The organism is Shouchella miscanthi (genome assembly GCF_007725405.1).
Classification (GTDB): domain Bacteria; phylum Bacillota; class Bacilli; order Bacillales; family Bacillaceae_D; genus Shouchella; species Shouchella hunanensis.
In genome coordinates this window covers 3,465,186-3,487,555 of the sequence record NZ_CP042163.1, presented here as the reverse complement: position 1 = coordinate 3,487,555, position 22,370 = coordinate 3,465,186, and the positions used below count along the sequence as shown (strand labels likewise).

At 40.7% G+C, this 22,370-nt stretch carries 20 protein-coding genes and 2 riboswitches; of the genes, 9 read left to right on the top strand and 11 right to left on the bottom strand.

Annotated features, from left to right (window positions below; translation table 11 throughout):
• The first annotated feature begins 163 nt into the window (after positions 1-163).
• Positions 164-919 carry a hypothetical protein gene (locus tag FPV17_RS17890; RefSeq protein ID WP_035394749.1) on the top strand — a complete coding sequence of 252 codons (756 nt, stop codon included), beginning with the start codon at positions 164-166 and terminating at the stop codon, positions 917-919.
• Entirely contained in the window at positions 916-1,563 is a 648-nt protein-coding gene (locus FPV17_RS17885; protein WP_437183301.1) for a peptidylprolyl isomerase, read from the top strand. Before FPV17_RS17890 ends, FPV17_RS17885 begins: the two co-directional genes overlap by 4 nt.
• A 33-nt stretch (positions 1,564-1,596) precedes the next feature.
• Here the strand turns inward: FPV17_RS17885 and FPV17_RS17880 are convergent, their stop codons facing one another.
• Positions 1,597-3,120, bottom strand: coding sequence for a CocE/NonD family hydrolase (locus FPV17_RS17880; protein ID WP_144559746.1), 1,524 nt, complete (start codon positions 3,118-3,120; stop codon positions 1,597-1,599).
• Between the two features lie 131 nt (positions 3,121-3,251).
• Here FPV17_RS17880 and FPV17_RS17875 point away from each other — a divergent pair, with 131 nt between their 5' ends.
• On the top strand, positions 3,252-4,259 hold the full coding sequence (locus tag FPV17_RS17875; RefSeq protein ID WP_035394746.1) for a zinc-binding alcohol dehydrogenase family protein: 1,008 nt from the start codon (positions 3,252-3,254) through the stop codon (positions 4,257-4,259).
• 51 nt (positions 4,260-4,310) lie between these two features.
• Here the strand turns inward: FPV17_RS17875 and phnE (FPV17_RS17870) are convergent, their stop codons facing one another.
• From phnE (FPV17_RS17870) to FPV17_RS17850, 5 genes are all read right to left on the bottom strand, one after another.
• Positions 4,311-5,114 carry a phosphonate ABC transporter, permease protein PhnE gene (gene phnE / locus FPV17_RS17870; protein ID WP_144559744.1) on the bottom strand — a complete coding sequence of 268 codons (804 nt, stop codon included), beginning with the start codon at positions 5,112-5,114 and terminating at the stop codon, positions 4,311-4,313.
• Complete coding sequence (gene phnE / locus FPV17_RS17865) at positions 5,111-5,899, bottom strand: phosphonate ABC transporter, permease protein PhnE (RefSeq protein WP_035394744.1); 789 nt, start codon at positions 5,897-5,899, stop codon at positions 5,111-5,113. Before phnE (FPV17_RS17865) ends, phnE (FPV17_RS17870) begins: the two co-directional genes overlap by 4 nt.
• Positions 5,868-6,668, bottom strand: coding sequence for a phosphonate ABC transporter ATP-binding protein (gene phnC, locus FPV17_RS17860; RefSeq protein ID WP_038483200.1), 801 nt, complete (start codon positions 6,666-6,668; stop codon positions 5,868-5,870). Before phnC ends, phnE (FPV17_RS17865) begins: the two co-directional genes overlap by 32 nt.
• 110 nt (positions 6,669-6,778) lie before the next feature.
• On the bottom strand, positions 6,779-7,675 hold the full coding sequence (locus FPV17_RS17855; protein ID WP_035394790.1) for a phosphate/phosphite/phosphonate ABC transporter substrate-binding protein: 897 nt from the start codon (positions 7,673-7,675) through the stop codon (positions 6,779-6,781).
• 430 nt (positions 7,676-8,105) lie between these two features.
• A complete protein-coding gene (locus FPV17_RS17850) occupies positions 8,106-9,656 on the bottom strand; it encodes an AbgT family transporter (RefSeq protein WP_437183327.1) in 1,551 nt (516 codons plus the stop codon).
• 381 nt (positions 9,657-10,037) lie between these two features.
• Between FPV17_RS17850 and FPV17_RS17845 the strand changes: the two genes are divergently transcribed.
• From FPV17_RS17845 to FPV17_RS17835, 3 genes are read left to right on the top strand one after another with little or no spacing between them, the layout of a single operon-like run.
• A complete protein-coding gene (locus tag FPV17_RS17845) occupies positions 10,038-12,428 on the top strand; it encodes a S8 family serine peptidase (protein ID WP_186370648.1) in 2,391 nt (796 codons plus the stop codon).
• Positions 12,429-12,479: 51 nt separating this feature from the next.
• Positions 12,480-13,043 carry a signal peptidase I gene (locus FPV17_RS17840; protein ID WP_035394742.1) on the top strand — a complete coding sequence of 188 codons (564 nt, stop codon included), beginning with the start codon at positions 12,480-12,482 and terminating at the stop codon, positions 13,041-13,043.
• Positions 13,024-13,731, top strand: coding sequence for a TasA family protein (locus tag FPV17_RS17835; RefSeq protein ID WP_035394741.1), 708 nt, complete (start codon positions 13,024-13,026; stop codon positions 13,729-13,731). Before FPV17_RS17840 ends, FPV17_RS17835 begins: the two co-directional genes overlap by 20 nt.
• A gap of 248 nt (positions 13,732-13,979) precedes the next feature.
• Here the strand turns inward: FPV17_RS17835 and FPV17_RS17830 are convergent, their stop codons facing one another.
• The 3 genes from FPV17_RS17830 to FPV17_RS17820 all read right to left on the bottom strand — a co-directional run bounded on the left by FPV17_RS17830 (position 13,980) and on the right by FPV17_RS17820 (position 16,373).
• Positions 13,980-14,585 carry a hypothetical protein gene (locus FPV17_RS17830; RefSeq protein WP_144559738.1) on the bottom strand — a complete coding sequence of 202 codons (606 nt, stop codon included), beginning with the start codon at positions 14,583-14,585 and terminating at the stop codon, positions 13,980-13,982.
• Positions 14,582-15,268 carry a thiaminase II gene (tenA, locus tag FPV17_RS17825; protein WP_035394739.1) on the bottom strand — a complete coding sequence of 229 codons (687 nt, stop codon included), beginning with the start codon at positions 15,266-15,268 and terminating at the stop codon, positions 14,582-14,584. Before tenA ends, FPV17_RS17830 begins: the two co-directional genes overlap by 4 nt.
• Before the next feature lie 59 nt (positions 15,269-15,327).
• Positions 15,328-15,427: riboswitch (TPP riboswitch) on the bottom strand.
• A 133-nt stretch (positions 15,428-15,560) separates the two neighbouring features.
• The gene (locus FPV17_RS17820; RefSeq protein WP_144559736.1) at positions 15,561-16,373 is read right to left on the bottom strand and encodes a TerC family protein; all 813 of its coding nucleotides are present in this window, start codon (positions 16,371-16,373) and stop codon (positions 15,561-15,563) included.
• 41 nt (positions 16,374-16,414) lie between these two features.
• A riboswitch (yybP-ykoY riboswitch) is annotated at positions 16,415-16,588 on the bottom strand.
• A gap of 134 nt (positions 16,589-16,722) precedes the next feature.
• Here FPV17_RS17820 and FPV17_RS17815 point away from each other — a divergent pair.
• Together FPV17_RS17815 and hflX are read left to right on the top strand one after the other, a co-directional pair.
• Positions 16,723-17,616 (top strand): alpha/beta fold hydrolase, encoded by an 894-nt coding sequence (locus tag FPV17_RS17815; protein ID WP_437183300.1) that lies wholly within the window; start codon positions 16,723-16,725, stop codon positions 17,614-17,616.
• 237 nt (positions 17,617-17,853) lie between these two features.
• The gene (gene hflX / locus FPV17_RS17810) at positions 17,854-19,122 is read left to right on the top strand and encodes a GTPase HflX (RefSeq protein ID WP_144559732.1); all 1,269 of its coding nucleotides are present in this window, start codon (positions 17,854-17,856) and stop codon (positions 19,120-19,122) included.
• 113 nt (positions 19,123-19,235) lie between these two features.
• On the opposite strand, the gene FPV17_RS22070 is transcribed toward hflX, so the two are convergent.
• Positions 19,236-19,385 (bottom strand): hypothetical protein, encoded by a 150-nt coding sequence (locus FPV17_RS22070; protein ID WP_158331971.1) that lies wholly within the window; start codon positions 19,383-19,385, stop codon positions 19,236-19,238.
• Between the two features lie 194 nt (positions 19,386-19,579).
• On the opposite strand from FPV17_RS22070, the gene FPV17_RS17805 reads away from it, so the two are divergent.
• A complete protein-coding gene (locus tag FPV17_RS17805) occupies positions 19,580-20,719 on the top strand; it encodes a S8 family peptidase (protein WP_060704798.1) in 1,140 nt (379 codons plus the stop codon).
• A gap of 265 nt (positions 20,720-20,984) precedes the next feature.
• Here the strand turns inward: FPV17_RS17805 and FPV17_RS17800 are convergent, their stop codons facing one another.
• Positions 20,985-22,244 (bottom strand): helix-turn-helix domain-containing protein, encoded by a 1,260-nt coding sequence (locus FPV17_RS17800; protein ID WP_035394737.1) that lies wholly within the window; start codon positions 22,242-22,244, stop codon positions 20,985-20,987.
• Between the last annotated feature and the right edge of the window lie 126 nt (positions 22,245-22,370).

Below are 22,370 nucleotides of genomic sequence, written 5' to 3'. Positions count from 1 at the left end.
CAAATCCTCTCTCCGATCCATTTTCTATGAGGAGTATAGCACACATTTTTTTAAAAGTATGGGCATTTGTCAAACGGGTTGTGTGATATTATTGAAATGCACTTGTTAAGAAAGCGTAATGATTTATTTTGGGTTATACTAGGTAAAAAGGAGCAAGAGAGGTGTGGATTCATTGAAACAAGCCCTTTTTTTTGCTGTAGCGACGGGATTATTCGCCATCTTAGCAGCTTGTAGTGAACAACAAAACGTTATAACTGACGATGATATGGTTGCTACTGATGGTACGATCACAAATATAGAGTACGAAGGCAACGAGCATGCGGTAGCCGGTTTAAACGCTCACATATCGACTGAAGATGTAGATGAATTACCAAGCATTGAATCGTTTGACGTGAATGGCGATCCTCAGAAATCGGTTCATTTAAGTAATCGAACAGAAGTATATATTAAACATTTGTCGTCTTATTTACGAGTTAACCAGTCTTATTTGAAAAATGATATTGATGTCACTGTATATGAAGAACTAAACGATGAAGGTAGCGATGAAACGGTCGCTACAAAAATTGTTATTCAATCTAAAGATATGTCCATTACGGGCAAAATCTCAAACGTAAATGAAGAAGAACAGACTTTCTTTGTTTCCGGTGAAGATGGTCACTATGAATCAGGTACTCGATTTAATTATGACCCAGCTACTGAAGTATTGCTCATGAACGAAAATCAAGAATACGAGCGCTTTAATGGTGATTTAACGCTTGGGTTAATCGTGGAAGTCATTCCTCGGAGTAAAGTGACAGAAGGGATTCCTGCTCAGTCGGATACTGCTCGTGTTATTATTCATGAAGATGAAAATGAAGGAATAGCAGAAAAGAGCGTTGATGAAGAGGATGGAAGTCTTGATACAGCGAACGAGGAGTGAAAGAATTGAAATATGGATGGTTGATTGTTTTAAGTTTACTAGTCTTTGCAGCTTGTGGTACTAGTGAAGGGGAGAACGTTGATGATGATGCTCAGACTGCAGGAGCGTCCAACGAAACAGCTACCGAAGGGGTGCCGGAAGTGCCTGTAGAAGCTGACGATACACCCATTGCGACAATTGAAATGGAAGATGGCGGGGAAATAACGGTGGAACTATACCCAGAAATTGCTCCGATCTCCGTTAATAATTTTGTTGCTCTTGCAGAAGATGGCTTCTATGACGGATTACGTTTTCACCGTATCATTGAAGGTTTTATGATCCAAGGTGGAGACCCAAATGGGAATGGTTCAGGCGGACCTGGATACAGCATTAAAGGTGAATTTGAAAGCAATGGCGTTGAAAATGACCTTAGTCATGAGCCTGGTGTTCTTTCAATGGCGAGATCACAAGGAATGGATACGGCTGGCTCCAAGTTTTTTATTGTCCACGGTGATGCTACCTACCTCGACGGTGACTACGCTGCCTTCGGTAAAGTAATAGACGGTATGGACATCGTGGATCAGATTGCCACTGTGGATAAGCAAGGTGAGAGCCCAGTAGCAGGTCAAGAACAAGTCATCCAATCGATTGTAATAGAACGATAAAGGAAAACCAGCCTCTTGTATGAGGCTGGTTTTTTAACGTAAAGGTTGTTTTGCGAACGGAAGTGTTAACTGTGTTGCACGTTTAATAAGATGTGGAAGCAATGTATGAAGATCTTCTTCTTGCACCTTACCAACGGTGGTACGATACCTTTCTAAAGGAACTGCTGAAAAACCAATGGAAATCCGTTCTCCTTTTTTAAAATGATACGCAACAGGTGAGAGAGTAACGGTCACACTTTGGTCATCAGTATCCGATCGTTTTACGAGTCCATCTGATAACAGAAACGCTTCATCTTCTTCGTTTAGAACATAGAGACGTACATAGAAGCTTGATAGCTGTGTATGTTTCGGTAACTGGTATCGTAAAGTAGGAGAGCCAATTAGTTCGTGAGCCTCAGTAAAAGGTGCATGAGTAAAGCTCAGAATAGATGAATCTTCCCCTTGATGAACGAGAGTATAAGCTTCGTCCTGTTGAGATGCTGCAAATGAAAAGGGTGTATAGTGAACATCTTCCTCTTCAAGCGGCCACGAGCGCTCTTTACGCCATTTATTAATGCCCATTACAAACAGTAAAACAGGTGCATCTTCGTTTACGCCATTGCGTTTGTTTTTCAGCCAGTGATCAAACCACCGTACATGAAAATCAGTTAAACTACCTCCATTTGCTAGCGACTCATTGTTCGTTGTATACCCAAATGGATGCGGTAAAGTAGGCATGGATAATGTGCCAGTTTTCCATGGCCCAATGAGGAGCAGGTGCTTATCTTCGTCTTGCTTTCGTGCTGTTTGAAAAGCTGCTAATGTATGGGCGGCATGTTCGTCAAACCAACCTGTTACGAAGTAAGAGGCAGGCCAGCTTTTTAGGGGATGGTTTTCTGAAGGTTTCTCTGCTTCAAGGAATGTTTGAAACAACCATTGGACGCCAAGCATTTTAAAGACAGGAAGTTTGTCTATTGCCTTGTAACGGTAAAGTTGGTTTTTACGCTCTTGGTAAGCGTAAAGATGGAACCGTTGATCCTTTTTATCTTCTGCACGTGTGTCTCGCTTTTCAATTACATTCTCTGAAAGGGCTAATGTTGTATCGATTAAGGCTTTATTTTTTAATAGCCCCTCTCGATAAGAGAAGGCATGCATTGACTCAAACAAATGGATTGGAAACAGAGCTGAGAGAAACGTAGAAGCAGTTTTAGCAGCTGCAAACTGTGTATACGCACTGTATTGATCTCCAAACATCGCAATTTTTTTGTTGGTATATGGTAACTGGTTTATCCAGTTAATGGTATCATAGCCGTCTTCTTCTTCATGAACAAATGGCGCAAATACACCTTCAGATGCATAACGCCCTCGCACATCTTGAATAATGACAACGTAGCCTTCTTGAACAAACTGAAAGACGTTAGTGGAACGGAAGGTATGTGTGTCCTTCCCATCTGCGATTCGTGTTAGAAGCACTGGGTAGCGCTTGTCCTCCTGTGGGCGATAAATAGTAGCATATAGTGTGACCCCATCACGCATCAAACAGGGGACGTTTTTTTCAATAAGTATTGTATCTGCCATCGGTTATAACCTGCTTTTCTATAGTAATGTCTTTCTTAAAGGTACTAATTTTATCTTATAATTGCAACAGAGTAGACAGGGAAGTGTAAAATTGATTACTCTTAAGGAAAGGGTGTAGAGGGAGGAAGAAAATGAAAGCGATTGGATTTTACAAAGCTTTACCGATTCAAGACCAAAATAGTCTAGTTGAAAAAGAAGTCGAAACCCCTAAAGCAACGGGTTACGACCTGCTTATTGAAGTGAAAGCTGTATCCGTCAATCCCGTCGATACAAAGCAACGAAAAGCGAACAAGCCAGAGGAAGAAGCATTCCGTATTCTCGGTTTTGATGGAGCTGGTATTGTGAAAGCGGTCGGTGACCAATGTACGTTGTTTCAAGCTGGTGATGAGGTCTATTATGCGGGAGATGTGACTCGAAACGGATCAAACGCTGAATATCAGGTTGTTGACGAACGGCTCGTAGGAAAAAAACCAAAAAGTTTATCGTTTGCTGAAGCTGCCGCAATGCCGTTAACCGCTATTACAGCATGGGAATCCCTATACGATCGTATGAAGGTCACGGAAAAAGACAGAGGAAAGTCAATTCTTATTATTGGAGGCGCAGGTGGTGTTGGTTCCATTGCCATTCAGTTAGCCTCGCAACAAGGGTTAACCGTTATCGCCACTGCGTCAAGACAGGAAACAAAGGAGTGGTGTCACTCACTCGGGGCAGACGTTGTTGTGAATCATTACGAGGATTTGCACACAGAGCTACAAGCCAATAGGCTAGAAAGTGTTGATTATATTTTATGTCTTGCAGATACTAATCAACATTGGGACGGTATGGCTGCCTGCATCAAGCCTCAAGGAACGATTTGTGCCATTGTAGAGAATAAAGATCATTTAGATATGCAAAAAATTCGCGCAAAGAGTGTGACATTTTCATGGGAATTTATGTTTACTCGCTCGATGTTCAAGACAGAAGATCAAATTGAACAACACCATATGTTAACGAAAATGAGCGAACAATTTGATGAAGGAAAGCTTCGGCACACAATGACGAAACTGCTATCACCGTTAACCGCAGAGACGCTCAAACAAGCCCATAAACAGTTAGAAGATGGAAAGATGATTGGAAAGCTTGTCATCGAACAGAAGTGATTGTACTAGAAAAGGAGCGCTACGGTATATTGCCTGTAGCGCTCCTTTTCATTAGATTACTTTTTTACGTAACGCACTTGAAATTAAATCAATAACAAGGACGAAAACGACAAGGCCAATTAAAATAATGGCTACCCGGTCCCAACTACGTCCATTAATCGCAAAGATAAGTGGTGCTCCGATACCACCAGCCCCAACGATACCGAGAGTGGCAGCGGAACGTAAATTAATTTCAAAGCGGTAAAGAGTGGCGGAAATAAAGCCTGGTAACACTTGAGGAACGACTGCAAACAGCAGTACTTGCAGTTTATTTGCACCAGCGGCAACAAGTGCTTCAGACGGACCAGGGTCAATCGCTTCAATTTCTTCTGCGTAGAGCTTACCGAGCATCCCCATCGCACTAACGCCAAGCGCGAGCATCCCAGCGTAAGGACTTGGACCGACAATTGCAATAAAGATTAGTGCCATGACGATGTCTGGAAAAGTACGGAAGAAACTTAAAAACGATTTTCCGGAACCAGAAATAATTCGCTTTACGCTTAAGTTGCGAGCAGCCCAGAAAGCTATTGGAAATGAAAGCACGATGGATAATGTAATACCAACCAGAGCTATTGCGAACGTTTCAAGCAAGTTCTGTATTAAATCCTCTTGACCAGGACGATAGATGTAGCTCCATTCAGGATTCAGAAACCCATCGAGAATAGCGGAGGTAACAGTCCCGGCATTCGGTGAAATTCCTGAAAAGTTAATGCCTGCAAATCCCCATACATATAATAGAATAAGTAGGAGAATTATAAATGCGTTTTTAATACGATTCTTTTTCGGTTTCTGAACCTTACTTCTTAAATCACTCATATTAGGCGCTCCCGAATTTTTAAACTAATAAAATCAATAATAAGCACAACAACTAGTGTGTACAAAATTAATGCAAATACTTGGTCGAATGAATAGGATGCTAGTGAGTTTGTGTAAAGGCGTCCAATACCACCAGCCCCAACAATCCCTAAAATAGCTGCTGCACGTACATTAATCTCTAGTGTATACAGTACAAAGGAAGTAAACTGTGGCAGCACTTGAGGTACAACACCAAATACAATCCACTGGATCTTGTTTGCACCAACAGAAGTCATCGACTCAAGTGGACCTTTATCAATGTTTTCAACGGCTTCGTAAGAAAGTTTTCCTATAACACCGATTGAGAATATACTTAAAGCAACAATCCCGGCTAGTGTATTAAATCCTAATATGGCAGCAAAAATAGCTGCTAGTAAAATATCAGGAACCGTACGCAATGCATTCAATGCGATTCTTGCTGGTTGGTGAATCCAAACTGGTGTTGCGACGTTTGCTGCACAAAAGAATAGAATGGGAATCGCAAGAATAGCACCGAATGTTGTCCCGATTAAGGCCATACGAATGGTTTCAAGCATCGCAGGCGTTGCACTAATAAAAAAGCTCATATCAGGAGGGAACATACGACCAATAATATCAAATGCCCGATCACCGCGCTCAATCAACGTGAGTGGGTTGGCATCGATGTACCAAGCGCTTGCTAAAATCACCGCTGCAATTAAGGCGAGCGTAGTGTAGAGCTTTGTTTTAGGTGGCTTAGTTAGTTGTTGGTGGAGTGGCTGGCTCATGTAAATCCTCCCCTAAAAGCTCATCCTCTTGAATCGGTCGACCATAAATTTCTGCGAACTTCTCATCAGTCGCTTCGGAAACGGGTCCGTCAAATACAACTTCTCCTGCACGTAATCCAATAATTCTTGTCGCATATTCACGTGCTAAATCTATAAAATGCAGATTAACGATTGTCGTAATCTTATCTTCTTTATTAATGCGTTTCAAATCATCCATTACTTGCTTTGTTGTTAATGGATCAAGAGAAGCAGTAGGTTCATCGGCTAATATAACGCTTGGCTGCTGAGCAAGAGCGCGTGCAATGGCCACACGTTGCTGCTGTCCACCAGAAAGATCGCTTGCTTTTGCATAGGCTTTTTCAACAATATTTACTCGATCTAATGCTTGTAGCGCTAGTTCTACGTCATACTTCGGAAATAGATTAAGAGTCGTTCGTAGCGTACCATGGTAACCAACCCGACCAGACAAGACATTTCGCAACACAGATGAACGTTTTACTAAGTTAAAGCTTTGGAAGATCATAGACGTCTGTTGGCGTATCTTGCGTAAAGTGCGTCCTTTTGCTGTCGTAATAGATTGGTCATTAATTAAGATTTCGCCTTCAGTAATCTCATTTAATCGGTTAATAGAGCGAAGCAAGGTGGACTTTCCAGCGCCTGATAAGCCAACAATGACGACGAATTCACCTTGTTCAATCGTTAAATTGATGTTCTGTAATCCTTTTGTGCCGTTTGGATAAACTTTAGACACATTCTTAATTTCGATCATTACGTCCCAACTTTCTACATAAATCATAATCTAACAGTATTAAGAGTAGTAGAGCCCGTACATGTAAGATGAACGGGCTCAAAGAGCGTATAGTCGTAAATAACTAAAATTTATTCTCCGATTTCTTCCTCATATTGACGAACGATATCAAAGTTGCTATCTTCTGATTCCATATAGCCTTCATGTGAATACACATCAAAGATAATTTGGCGACCTACTTCACTTTTACCAATGTTAATAAAGGCCGTTTGTAATTTTTCTTGCCATTCTTCTGACATATCTGATCGAACTGAGATTGTGTCATTTGGAATCATTTCTGTTGTCGCAATAACCCGCGTTGTTTCCCATACGTCAGGGAAATCATTTGCAACAGTATTACGAGCGTCTTGGAAAGTAACGGCTACATCGACAGATTCATCAAGTAAACTTAAAATAGCTTGGTCATGTCCTTGACGTTCAACTGCATTAACATCTGTTTCAGGATCAATTCCAATATCGAGTAAGCTAGCTGCTGGCCATACATACCCGGCAGATGATGAGCGACCTTGGAATGCAACTGTTTTACCTTCAACATCTTCAAGTGTTTCAATATCAGAGTCTGCGCGAACAAGGAATTGTGATTTGTAGCCTTCTACAAGCTCATCTGTTGGTGTACCATCTTCTTCGTTTACACCGTAGCGTAATGACTGAAGAATAACCTCTGCAAAGCCTTCTTCTTTAGCCGTTACGTATGCACTAGGAGGTAAGAACCCAACATCCACTGATCCTGAACCAAGCGCTGTAATAACAGATGGATAATCCGTTGACACGGACACTTCTACTTCAATACCGTCTAATTCTTCTGAAAGTAAGTCTTCAAGCGGCTGAGCAATGACATCTAGTGTCTCTGCATTTTGAGATGGAACGAACTGAACTCGTAATTTGTCAGTTGGCTCAAAAGCCTCGTCTCCCCCATCTCCACATGCTGCTAACATAAGCGCTGTTGCTGCTACAAGCGTTGAACCCATCACCTTTTTTTTCAATTGTAGATCCCCCTAAAAGTTGGTTAAAAATGTAGCTTCCTCGATAATTGTAGATATAGTTTGTAAAACCGTCAATAACCGTTTTTATCGCTTTCATTTAGCGCTGTACACGAATGAAGCAAAAAACGTATCACTATCAGTGAATTTGACGGTTTCCATCTCTTTTTAGCTGTGCTAATTTTTTGCCAAAAGAGTGTAGTCAAACGATTCTATTCGACAATTTACGAGAGAAACAAGTCTAGTATAATTGATTTTTGTAAACCGTGTATGAAGAAAATAACTTTTTAACGTGAATTTTAAAAAAAGATGGTATATTTTCTTACAACGTATAGCTAGTTAAATAGGAATAAACAAGACTCTTTCTATGAGCATAAAAAAGGTAGAAATCAGTTGATTTCTACCTTTTTAAAGCGTTCTATTCATAATAAATTGGTGAACCTGGACCTAAATCAATACCGAGAAGCATCCAGATGATGAGCATCGCCGTCCACGCGATAGAGAAGAAAATCGTATACGGTAACATCATGGAAATGAGTGTACCAATACCGATCTTCTTGTCGTATTTCTGTGCAAAGGCAATAATCATTGCAAAATACGTCATAGTCGGCGTAATAATGTTTGTTGTAGAGTCAGCAATTCGGTAAGCAGCTTGTGTTAAAGCCGGTGAAAAGCCAAATTCCATCATTAATGGAACAAAGACAGGAGCCATGATTGCCCATTTTGCAGATGCACTCCCAATAAAGAGATTAATAATCGCACAGACGATCATAAACCCTAGCAATAAGGGGATTCCGCCAATTTGAAGGGTCTCGAGTAGTTCAGCACCGAATGCACCGATGACTGTACCGATATTCGTTTCAGCGAAGTAAGCAACAAACTGCCCAGCTGTAAAGGCAAGCACAATGAACATGCCCATTGAAGCCATCGTGTCTGACATTTGTTGTGCTGCATCTTTGTCATTGCGAATTTCTTTAGTCACGATTCCATAAACAAGACCTGGTATAAGGAAAACGAATAAGAGAATGGCAACTAATGAATCCATAAATGGGGAATTCAAAATCGGGCTATCTCCTTCGCCACGCAATGGTCCCCATTCAGGAACAACGAGAAGCAAAGCAAGCGCGATTAATCCGACAACGGTTAATCCAGCGTAGGTTAACCCTTTTTTTTCTACTTTAGAAAGATACGTAATGGAATCTTCTTTATTTGTTTTTCCTTTAAAGCTTCCGAGTCTTGGTTCTACAATTTTCTCCGTTACAATGGTACCTACTACCGTTAATAGAAGAACTGATACAGCCATAATGTAATAGTTCATTAAGTAGTTTAAGCCTTCAGCATATTCGGGATCTAATGTGGCAGCAGCTTCTATCGTTAGTGCACCTAGCATTGGATCAAGAGAGGTTACAAAGAGATTTGCACCGAATCCAGCCGACACACCTGCGAAAGCAGCAGCTAGGCCAGCTAACGGATGCCGACCTAAAGATAAGAAGATTAATGCGCCAAGTGGCGGTAAAATGACATAACCTGCATCAACAGCCATGCTTGAAAGAACACCAGCAAAGATAAGTGCAGCAGTTACGAGTTGTTTTGGAACAGATGTAACAATGCCTCGAAGTGCTGCGCCGATAAGGCCACTACGCTCAGCTACGCCGATACCAATCATTGTAGCGAGAACGACGCCAAGGGGTGCGAAGTTTATAAAATTATCAACCATGCTTGTAAATAAATACTGAATTCCTTCAGCACTTAATAAATTTTGAACTTCAAGGGTTTCTCCTGCTTGAGTAGGATCCTCTACCGAAACGTTAAACGCTGATAGTACTGCCGAAGCGATAATAACGAGCACTGCTAGAATGGCGAATAGCGTTATGGGGTGAGGCAGCTTGTTGCCTAGCCACTCAACACGGTTTAACAAGCGATTAAACGTGCGTGAGAAGAACCCTGTCTTTTGTTGTTGTGCCACGATCTTCCCTCATTTCAAGTAATCTAAATGAACAAGTCTACCATAATAAGCAAAGGTTACAATACCCGATTGTTTAGATAAGTAAGTATGACTAAAGACCTTACTTTTCCTTCCAAAATTGTAGGGAATTCCGTTCTACAAAAAGTGAGTATATAGAATCGTTTTTTTTTCGTCAAGGATTGGTTCTGTTTTTTGGGTAATTCCATAAAAAGTTGAAATAATATGTAATTTAACTGTCTGAATTTCAGTAAATTCATACTTTGGTCGCATATGAAGTGTATCTGGTAAAAAAGTAAAACAATAGAAAATAATACTTTTTGTTTTCTGTATTTTCGGTATAATCCCTATAAGCACGTCATATTTCGACTGAAAGGGTGAATGCATTTGAAAAAAACGACAAATTTAAACTGTACAAAATCACTATCTGTCGTAGCGCTATCATTTTGTATGGTGGCAAGTTCTTTTACTTCCGTGCAGTACGTAAAAGCGGAGGATCAAACGGATACAAAACTTCTCTTACCGGATTCTATTAATCTTACAAGTGATGAAGAGATTTCCATTATTGTTGAACTAGATGAGCTACCAGAACAAGTAGCCCTAGCTTTAGCAGAAGAAGAGGGAAGTGTATTAACGGAAGCGGAGGCAAAAGCGACTGTTTCTGAATCCCAAGAAGTGTTTGAAGAAATTTTAGACGATGTCTTTCCTCAATCACAGGAAAAAGAACTCGATTACACAGTAAATTTTACGTATACAACCATATTTAACGGAGTAGCGCTTACGTTACCAGCAAATAAAGTAGAGGATTTACTTCAATATGAAGAAATTAAAGCGATTTATAACGATGAAGAAGTTGAATTAATTCACCCTGTTGATGAAAAGGGCTACGATGAGCCGGTTGATGCAACAATGGTGGATAGCATTCCTTTTTTAGGTGTAAGTGATTTACATATTGATGGTTTAACTGGAGAAGGCATAAAAATTGGTGTACTAGATACAGGAGTAGATTACAACCATCCAGATTTAAAAGGTGTTTATAAAGGTGGATATGACTTCGTTGACAACGACGATGATCCAATGGAAGCCACATATGAAGACTGGTTAGCATCTGGACTACCAGAGTTTGATTCAGCTAACCGTTCTTATTATACAAGTCATGGTACACACGTAAGTGGTACAACGAATGGAACAGGAGAAAATGAATCAGAATATGCGGTCACTGGTGTGGCACCTGATGCAGAATTGTATGCGTACCGCGTACTTGGTCCTTATGGCTCTGGTGCTACGTCTGGTGTTATTGCTGGTATCGAACGTTCTGTTGAAGATGGTATGGACGTCATAAACTTATCTCTAGGGAGTGCAACAAATAACCCTATTGCTCCAACCGGTATAGCAACAAATAACGCTGCTTTAGCAGGGGTTACAGTAGTTACGTCTGCTGGAAATAGCGGGAGAAATGGCCTTTATACCATTGGTGCACCTGGTTCAGCAGCATTACCAATCTCAGTAGGAGCGAGTAATGTACCAATTGAAGTTCCTGAATTTTCAAGTGAATACTCGGTTGGTGGTGAGACATTACCTGGCGACTTACGTGTTATTGCGGAATCATTTGAAACCGACCTTGCAAGTTTGACTGGTGAAACGTTACAAGTTGTATCTGCAAGCTTAGGTAGGGTGCAAGATTTTGAAAATGTTGATGTAGAAGACAAAGTAGCGTTTGTTGCTCGCGGAGAGATTGCCTTTGTCGACAAAATTGCGAATGCGAAGGATGCAGGTGCTGCTGGAATTGTTATCTACAATAATATACCAGGTGCAGGACATAATCCGGTCTACGTTGGTGCAAGTCATTCCTACATTCCATCGTTCTCTTTAACGTATGAGCAAGGTCAAGCCATTGCGGACCTTTTGGATAAAGAGTCAACCATTACGTTTGGTGATATGAGTGCGATTACGACAATAGGTGATACACTTGCAGACTTTAGTTCACGTGGTCCAGTTAATTACACTGCGGCGATTAAGCCAGAAGTTGTTGCGCCAGGGGTAGACGTATTTTCGACAATCCCGAGCTACATGGCAGGACCTGAATACATTGGTGATTACGAATACTCATATGGCCGCTCTTCCGGTACGTCTATGGCATCTCCGCATGTTGCAGGAATTGCTGCACTGATGCTTCAAGCGAATCCAGAGCTTTCTCCTGCTGATATTAAAACAAAGTTAATGAACACAGCAGTGCCAATGACAAACGATTACAACGTATTTGAAGTAGGAGCAGGACGGGTGAATCCGCAAGCTGCTATTGATACAACGATGATGTTCCAAACAACAATGGATGGCCTCCATGTTGAAGACAGTTTATTAACGCTTATTCCTGATCGTACGGGTGCAATTAGCTTCGGACCAGTTAGCACGGCGAATGGAAACATTCGTGAGCATCAGAGCTTACGTGTTACAAATTCGAGTGATGAAGCAAAATCGTTTAATGTGCAAACGAGTTTCCAAGCAGTTAACGGAACATTACCAGCTGGTGCAAGTGGTATGACACTGCAAACAAATGCTTCTATTTCGGTTCCAGCAGGAGAAACCATTACAAGCAATAGTTTCTTAATCGCACCAAAAACAGCTTTACAAGGGCTATATGGCGGCTACATGATTTTCACTAATAAAAAAGACGCTACTGAAGTCTACCGTGTGCCATTTGGAACGTATGTATCGGAACAGGCTATTGCAGATTTGCCAATTGGCCAGCCGGTCATTGCAGGGAATCCTGCATCATAAAACGACCAAGAGGGGGGAGGTGAACTCCCCTTCTTACTAAGGGTGTAACAAATGGCGAAAAAAGTATGGGCAGGCATACGCTTAGTGGTCATGACGTTGTTTTCATTCCTATTCTTTGTTGTCCTATTGCTGTTTTTACAGCTGAATGGAGAAGAAGAAAGTGGTGGCATGGAGTTATTTGGTTATACGTCCTTTACCGTGCTATCGAATAGTATGGAGCCAACCTTTTCTGCTGGTGACGTTATTATTATTGAACAAGTGGAAGGTGTAGATGTAGGGGATGTTGTCACGTATATGACACCAGAACGACGCTTGTTTACGCACCGTATTGTAAACGAATCGATCGAACAGGGGAGCAAGTCCTACATAACGAAAGGGGACAATAATACGATTGAAGATCGTCTTCCTATCGTAAGCGAACAAATTGTAGGTGTACACCGTTTTACGATTCCTAAAGTAGGTCTTGTCGCAGAAACTATACAAAAAAATATCGATATGCGTTATGTCGTATTTATTCCTTTAATGCTTTTTTTTATCCTAACAATTGTTGAAATGATACAAAAAAAACGGAACAAACCTAAGGAGGAGCAACTTTATGAAAAAGAAAGCCCTTAAACTGTCATTACTCGGAACAGCATTTGCAGGTGCATTGGTTTTTACAGCCACTTCAACTGGCTCATTTGCTTGGTTTACTGATTCTGTAGAAGCTACTGGTGAAATTCAAGGCGGTACATTGGAATTGAACAATGGACAGGACATTGACGGTTCAATTGTACAAGCGTCTAATTTTGCCCCATCCCAACTCATTTTTGGAGATTGGTTGTCTGTTGAAAATACAGGAACGCTTGATACACACTTACAGGCTACTTATCGACATCAAGTTGATCTTGAAGTGCCGATCGATGCTTATAAAGTTGGTTATATCGCGTTGAAATATACAGTAGCTCCTGGAAGAGATGTATATGAAGACGCGCAGTATCGCTTGGATCAACTATTTAATGGTGTAACGAACGAAGTCCAAACATTCTCGGCAGCATCTAGCGCTGCATCGGATGATGTAGAAGTGCTTGTGGCCATTGTCGATGAAAGTGAGTACGACCAAAACACAGGAGAACTATTCTTAGGAGATGGGTCGCAATCAGGTCGTGATAACGAATTCTGGCAGCTTGATGAAGGTCAATACATTGATCTTAACTTTGGTGTGAAGCTCGATGAAAACGCTGGAAATGACTATCAAGGTGCGGTATACCAAGCAGTTTTAGAAGTGTTAGCAAAACAAACGGATAATGGATCAACCTACTAAAGAAGAAAAAGTAGGGATTGTTACAAGCTTCTCATGATGTAAAAAAGAATGGCTCTTGATAGTAGCGCTTCTGACGGTCTTCTTACTATCGGCGAATGTGTGACAAGGTAACTGCTTAATTCATATCGCAGTTACCGTGTCAACAAGCCATAGGCAACTCTTCGGCTCTAAAAATGAGCTGAAGTCACCGTTTAACGCGCTTTTTTGTGTAATTTTTCATCAAAAAAACCTTGAATTATCAAACTTCCTCATTCACCTCTCGCATCCTCTTCTTGTCTTTCGTTGCCAGGATAATGGGCTTTTACATATCGCTTAGCCTCTATTTTCGTTAAGCCGAGTTCGAATAATCCAATTAGTAATGTCTCTTCATATGAAGAAGCAGGAGCTTTTTCCTCTTCAAGTGGCCAATCTTGGTGGGACGTAAACGTTAAAACAGGCAGATCGTCTTGATAGCCTGCGACAAGTAATTTATTGTACCAGCCATCCGTTAATTCAATTGAACCTTCTTTAAACAATGTATCAAAATCAATGGAGATTGTTTCTAGTCGATTTTCCTGTCGAACAACATCAATGAATTGATCAAGGGTAATGAGATAGGCTTTCGATAATGTGTAAGCTTGCTCATTTCGCTTATTACGAATAAAAGCTACGCCACCTTTACCCCATTTTGTTCGTTCTTTTGCAAAATAAAGTGGATAAGGCATTGAAAACTGAATTGATCGAAGTGGAAGGGATGGATCGCGTGCTCCTGGTTCGCTTTCTGTTGAACCAGCTGGCTGTCCACCTCGAATGTAGCAAAGAAAGCGTTCTTCTAATAAATTTGATCCGTAGCTCGCATACCATACATACTTCATGTAACAGACTCTAATGAAACAGGCCAAGATTCATTTGTGTACGCCATTTCCCAAAACGCAAACTCTAATTGACAGCTTTTCACAAAATGATCAATCATTTGCTGTTTTTGAACAGGAGTCGCGTCTTTAGCAAGCTCATCTAAACGCTGGCAGAATAAGGAAGTGACGTTCATTTCACCATTCGAACGATAGAATGAAATCCATTCATAAAAAGGGTGATCCTTTGTTGGGTTAAATGTTTCATAAAGGTAGTCTCCAATAACTTGATACGTCCAAGGGCAAGGGAGAAGGACGGCCAAAATCTCTGCTAACGAACCTTTTTGAGCTACATCAAGCATATGTCTTGTATAATGGTGAGCGGTTGGTGCTAGGGGTTCATATTGAAGTTCGTCGTACGAAACCCCTGCCACTTGACAAAAGTTATTGTGTGGATGAATTTCACTATGAAGAATAAACGATATTTGTTCATTAAATAGCGCAATGTCGTCTCTCGTCGTACTTTTGTTTATCGCTAATCCATAAATTTGCATAAATGTATTCAAGTATTCAAAATCTTGCTTGACATAATGGATTAATGCTTCAGGTGGGAGTTGTCCTTTTCCAATACCTTGGACAAACGGGTGTTGTAAAATGGCTTCAAATACGGGGTTGGCGTGTGCACGTAATTCGTTGCTAAAACTCATAACAATAACCTCCTTTTTTTACACAAAGGGAGGACCCTAACGGAGAGCTATTGAATCAATAACTAGCATCTCCACTTCCCTACGCTGGTATAAACCAGATCAGGTTCAAAGGGTCAAAGCTACGCTTTTCTCAGTCAAAAGACGCCCCTAGTGGTTCTATTTAAGTGAAACATATACGTGCAGAATATTCAATCCTTATGGTGGGGAAATGGAATTTTTATACGGTTAACGATGGAGAAGTGGAACTAAAAAAGCTTGCGCGTAGTGCGCAAGCTTTCGGTGTTTCGATTCCTTACCCTTCAACTTTGTTTTCTGCTCGTTTTTCAATTTCCGTTTTTGATTCATCCCCGTCGCTTGGTTGTTTTGAGAAGAACCAACCACCAAGAACAATTAGTACAAGTACGGTATAGAAGAATAATTTCCAACCAGTAGAATGTGGGAATTCATGCGGGATAACGGCAATTGCATTATGAGCAAGAACTTGAACCGCTAATTTCACACCTACCCAGCCAACGATAATAAACGCCGCGGTTTCCAATCCAGGCCGTTTTTGTAGCAGAATAACAAATTTAGATGCTGCGAATCGCATAATGAGTAATCCAATAAATCCACCTAAAAAGACAACAACAAACTGACCAACATCCATACTTCCGACCATTCCTAAGCCCGTAGGTGTTAAAGCTGTTGCTAGGGCAACTGCAGCGAGAATAGAATCTACAGCAAACGCTATATCGGCAATTTCAACTTTAAATACCGTCGTCCAAAAGCCACTACCTTTTTTTACTTTCGTGATACCGGCGGCTTGTTCTTGCTTTTTAACAACATGCTTCCGGAACAAGTGGTTTAGCGCAATAAATAACAAATAAGCGGCTCCAAGCGCTTGTACTTGCCAAACGTCTACGAGGAACGAAATAACAAATAAGGAAGCGAGACGAAAAACGAATGCCCCGGCAAGACCATAAAACAGGGCTTTTTTTCGCTCTTTTTCCGGCAAGTGCTTTACCATAATCGCTAAGACTAAAGCATTGTCAGCGGCAAGAATTCCCTCTAAAGCAATTAAAACAAGTAACACCCAGCTATATTCTAGTAATAAAGCTGCATCCATAAACAACACGCCTCTCTTTTTTTGCACCCCTTAGGTTCGACAAAATGAGGGATCTTTATGAATACAAAAAAGACCCCTGCCTTGTATACGAACGAGGCAAAGGTCTTGCTAGACATTTATGTATCATGCCAAACAAAGCCGGTGGAGATCATCCACGTAATGACGACTTTGGTTCAAGTAAAAATCACTTGCAGCTACTCCCCTTTGAAGGAATGTATGTGATTGTAAAATTAGTATATGCGAAGTCTCCATGTACGTCAAGACCTAATATCGGTAACAGGAAAGTGCTGGCATAAAGGCGAAAGAATACGGGTAGAGAAGACTATCGAAAAGAAAGGTGTGAAGGATAATGAGGTTTGAACATCAACTAATTGACGCGAATGGGCATACCTTTCACGTGGTTTGTGCTGGTCCAAAAGAGGGTGAACTCATTCTTATGTTGCACGGTTTTCCTGAGTTTTGGTACGGGTTTCGGCATCAATTAACCGCGTTAGCTACCCAAGGCTATTACGTCGTAGTGCCTGATCAGCGTGGGTATAATGAAAGTGACAAACCACAAGAAGTAGAGGCTTATAGTCTTGACACATTAAGGGACGATTGTGTTGCGCTTATTGACGCGTATAAGCGAAAACAAGCCATTGTCATCGGACATGATTGGGGAGGAGCGGTAGGGTGGCATTTGGCCTCAACAAAACCAGAAAGAATTAAAACGTTTATTCCAATTAATATTCCTCATCCAGCAGATATCCCCAAAGGAATACTGAAAAATCCAACACAGCTAGTTCGTAGCTCCTATATGGCGTTTTTTCAAATTCCCTTTTTACCAGAAAAACTTTTACAAACAAAGAAATTTAAATATATGGCAAAAGGCTTACAAATGACAGGGCGTGAGGGTGCCTTTGTGGAAGAAGACTTAGAGCACTATCGGAATGCCTGGTTAATGCCTGGTGCACTGACAGCGATGTTAAACTGGTACCGAGCTATTCGGCTGGATTTTCGGAATGGTCCTAAGCCGTTTGATCAGATGATACATGTACCAACAACGATTCTCTGGGGGTGGAACGACCCGTTTTTGTCAAAAACATTAGCAAAAGAAAGTCTGAAACGTTGTTCAAATGGAGAACTTATTTTTATCGATGACGCAACACACTGGGTTCATCATGAATATCCTGAGATTGTGAACCAGTTAATTCTTAGAAGCTTAAAAAAGAAAAAGGATGAATTACCGTACCCACTTAAATAGCTGCACAGCTTAATTTACACGGCTATCTAACAAGTGGTACTCTTAAGTTAGAAGCTTAAAGGAGGAATCGTCATCATGATCGATTTAACCGTTACAGAGCAAAGTAGAATGTAATGATACGCAGCATCACCTGTTGACGATGGCATTTATAGGGCTAAATAACCTTCGTTTACACACAGGCTGAGTCGTGTGTCATTTTTGTGTACCAACAAAATGAGATGGAGGTTTTTAAATAAAATGCATGAAACAGAAACAAGAACCATTCAAGATATTATTGTGGTAGGTGTTGAGCGTCAAGGAGACAGCCACTTTGACTATGGGATGGAAGAGTTGGAGAATTTAGCTAGAGCACTTGACTTAAATCCGGTTGCGTCACTCACCCAAAAGCTTCAAACACCAAATCAAGCAACTTATCTTGGGAGCGGCAAAGTGACAGAACTGTCTCGATTAATTGATTCATTTGACGTTCATTTAGTAATTTTCAACGATGAGCTTACCCCGTCACAAATCCGAAATTTGGAAAAAGAACTTGAAGTGACGGTTTATGATCGAACCATGCTCATTTTAGATATTTTTGGAGAGCGCGCAAAGACAAACGAAGCGCAGCTCCAAGTTGAAATTGCGAGGCTGAAGTACTTATTACCACGTCTTGTTGGCATGCGGGCTTCGCTAAGTAGGCAAGGCGGCAGTGGGTCTGGTCTTGCGAACCGAGGTGCAGGGGAAACAAAGCTTGAACTGGACCGCAGAAAAATTGAAAGTAGAATCAGTGCATTAGAAAGAGAGCTTGAAGTCGTTGTTGAGCGCCGTCAAACGCAAAGGCAAAAAAGGAAAACAGAAGGTATCCCGGTTGTAGCGTTAGTTGGCTATACGAATGCAGGGAAGTCCTCGTTACTTAACGCTTTTGTAACTGAAAAGCAGGAGAAAAAAGTATTTGAAAAAGACATGTTGTTTGCGACGCTAGATACGTCGGTTAGGCGTGTCGAAATGCAAAAGAACTTGCCTTTTCTTCTTGCGGATACAGTCGGTTTTGTCTCAAAATTGCCGACTCATTTAGTAAAAGCTTTTCGTTCAACGTTAGAAGAGGCTCGCGAAGCAGATTTACTGCTTCATGTTGTTGATTACTCTAGTAGTCATTATAAAGAAATGATGCGTACAACAGAAAACACGTTGAAGGAATTGGAGATAGATCAACCTCTTTTGTCGGTCTATAACAAAATGGATCGGGTAGAGACAAGGGAATGGTCAACAGAAAAAGACGAGATCTTTCTTTCGGCTAAAACAGGACAAGGGATGGATCGTCTCGTTGAAAGCATACAGGCTAAAGTGTTCACTCATTACATTAAAAAAGCGTTGCATATCCCCTATGAAGATAGCAAAGCGTTTGCTTATGTAAATGAACATACGCATATTCTAGAGCAGCTAGAAGATGACACAGGCTGGTATGTGGAAACGATGATGCATGAAAAGCATGCTTCTGTAGTAACGGAGTATGAAAAACGTGACTGAAAGCGAAACGAATTGTAAGTCATGGAACTGAATAACGAGCTGTTTTTCATTCATTCGACAAGGCGAGAGACCGGGAAACCGGTCTCTTTTCTTGATGATGGAAAATAGTAATGTTACAGCAATTGTTTTAAATCTGCTTTGGCTTTTTCAACCGTTGATTGATCGTACCAATGACTATATGTGAGAATGTGGCGGGATAAACGTTTATTTGTAGGGAGTTTGATCGATTTATCCTCATAGTTTACACGGTGAAGTAGTTCCATCTACTCTCCTCCTTTTTTTACCATTATGAGCAATAACATGCTTTTTTAATCATCAACTAACAAAAAAGTTAACTATTAATTTACGGATATTTCCCAATAGCTAAAAAGGTTTCCCAATACCAAAAGAGTTAAAATTTTGTTAATTTTAGATTACCAGCTGCGCAGGTTGGAACATTTTGAGGAGGTATAACGAATTGAATAAGAAAATGGGGAAAATTGTTGCCGGAACAGCACTAATTATATCAGTAGCATTTAGTTCATCAATCGCACAAGCAGCCGAGGAAGCGAAGGAAAAATACCTCATTGGCTTTAAGGAACAAGAAGTTATGTCCCAATTTGTTGACCAAATTGATGGAGATGAGTATTCTATTTCTTCTTCTCAAGTGGAAGATGTTGAAATTGATCTCCTTCATGAATTTGATTTTATTCCTGTTTTATCCGTTGAACTTGACCCACAAGATGTAGAAGCATTAGAGCTTGACCCTGCCATCTCCTATATAGAGGAAGATGCTGAGGTAACGACAATGCAAACCGTTCCATGGGGAATTAACCGTGTACAAGCTCCGATTGCTCAAAGCAGAGGATTCACAGGTACTGGAGTTCGTGTGGCTGTTTTAGACACAGGGATCTCAAATCACGCTGATTTAAGAATCCGTGGCGGCGCTAGTTTTGTACCAGGAGAGCCGAATATTAGTGATGGAAACGGTCATGGTACTCACGTTGCTGGTACAATTGCAGCGTTAAACAATTCAATTGGTGTACTCGGCGTAGCACCAAACGTTGATTTATATGGGGTTAAAGTGCTAGGAGCAAGTGGCTCTGGGTCAATCAGTGGTATTGCTCAAGGGTTACAATGGGCTGCAAATAATGGCATGCACATTGCAAACATGAGTTTAGGAAGTAGTGCTGGATCTGCAACAATGGAACAAGCTGTTAACCAAGCAACAGCAAGTGGCGTTCTTGTAGTTGCGGCTTCTGGTAACTCAGGTGCAGGAAATGTTGGATTCCCAGCACGCTATGCAAATGCGATGGCAGTAGGTGCAACAGATCAAAATAACAACCGCGCTAGCTTTTCTCAGTACGGAGCAGGTCTTGACATTGTAGCACCAGGTGTTGGTGTACAAAGTACGGTTCCTGGTAATGGATACTCAAGCTTCAATGGTACGTCTATGGCTACACCGCACGTTGCTGGTGTTGCTGCGTTAGTGAAGCAAAAGAATCCATCTTGGTCAAATGTTCAAATTCGTAACCACCTTAAAAATACGGCAACAAACTTAGGAAATACAAATCAATTCGGAAGTGGTCTTGTTAACGCAGAAGCGGCAACACGTTAATCCGTTTTTTCACGAAAAAGACTTATTCTAACTAGTAATCGATTGTATAAAGCGCTACCGACTGACGCTTTCCACTAGAAACAATCTAGCCTTTTCGAGAAAAGCATTCTCGATTTTCGGGCCGGGACGGTTCCAGTGGGGGGCGCAGTCTCGTGCGCTTTTTTTATGCTGTTCGATTACATATCGCAACGCATTCGTCTATGGTTTAAATCAAAAAAGCTTATGAACGCACATGTGCGTTCATAAGCTTTTTATCTACAGTTTATTAGACCATGGACAAATCTTTCTTCGTCGAAATGGAAGAGTATTTCTGTAAGTATTCATTGGCTTTCTCATAGTGTCCATTTTGTTGGTACCAATGAGCTAACTCTCGAGCATAGGGCAACAATTCCGCATGGCTTTCTAATCGTTCCAAATGCGGCAACAATTCCGTTTCTATAAAATGATAGAGTTGTTCAGACGATTCAAGACGATACATATAATAACGTGCTTGGAGCTCTAATCGTTCATGAGCCTGTGTAACGCTTTGCTCAATTATTTCAACTAATATGTCACGAATACTCGTTTTTTCGGCATTTAATAAAAACAGCACTTCTACATCGGCTAAACGAGCATAGAGGTAGTTTTTGCTAGAAGGTTCATAAAAGTTTGTGCATTGCAAGAAACAGTCGTGACTCGCTTCATAATCGCCACTTTTCTTTAAGAGGATGCCATAATTATAGGTTGCTTGAAAATAAAGCGATTGTTGACCGAATAGTCGCGAATTACGCAAGAGGACTTTAAACACACGAAGGGATTCTTCGAGCATATTTAACTGTGTATAATTAATGCCTAACACCATTTGTGATTGGGCAGTGCGTATATAATTATCTTCTTGTTTAAATAGGTAAAGTGCTTCTTTTGCATAAATAATGGCTTTTTCAGGCTCGTTTAATTCGGTATAACAATGGGATAAAATAAATGCGATTTCTCGAGCGAAAAGATAGTGTGATGAATGTTCTGCATTTTTAATACTAAGCAATAGCTGTTTAGCTTCTTTAAGTCGTCCGAGTTCAACTAAATAAATGCCATAGAACAACTCGGCGGAAAGTTCTTCAATAGGATCGAGATTACTCCTGTTCTTGTCGACAATACTCCAATCTTTAAATGCGAGAGTTAAATGACCGTTCATTAAATGGTAGCGCATCATGTACAAATGATACATATTACGATAATTGGTCCGCGGTATAACCGTTTCTTTATCAAGAAGCGATTCATAGTATTCAAGTGCTTTCTCTTCGTCAGCGAATTGAATGGCTTCTATAAACGCATCGAGCGTGTGTTTAATTTCTGAGTGCTGGGCATATTCTTCTTCAATATTAATTCCGAGTCTTTCTAAAAGTAGTGCTGCAGTCCCGAAATTAGCATTATATATTGAATTTTCAATTTTGCTTAAATGTGGAATAGAACATATACCATCAGCGAGTTCAGCTTGTGTCATGTTATGTTTAATCCGGTAGTACTTAATTGTTCTACCTAGCTCCACGGTTATCAACCCACTTCTTTTAATATATCGAACATAAAGTTTTCTTCCTCTAAATTAGTTCTCGCTTTTTCCTGATTTTCCTGCTAAAAGTATAAAAAGAAGTGACCTTATCCTTATTAAATAACG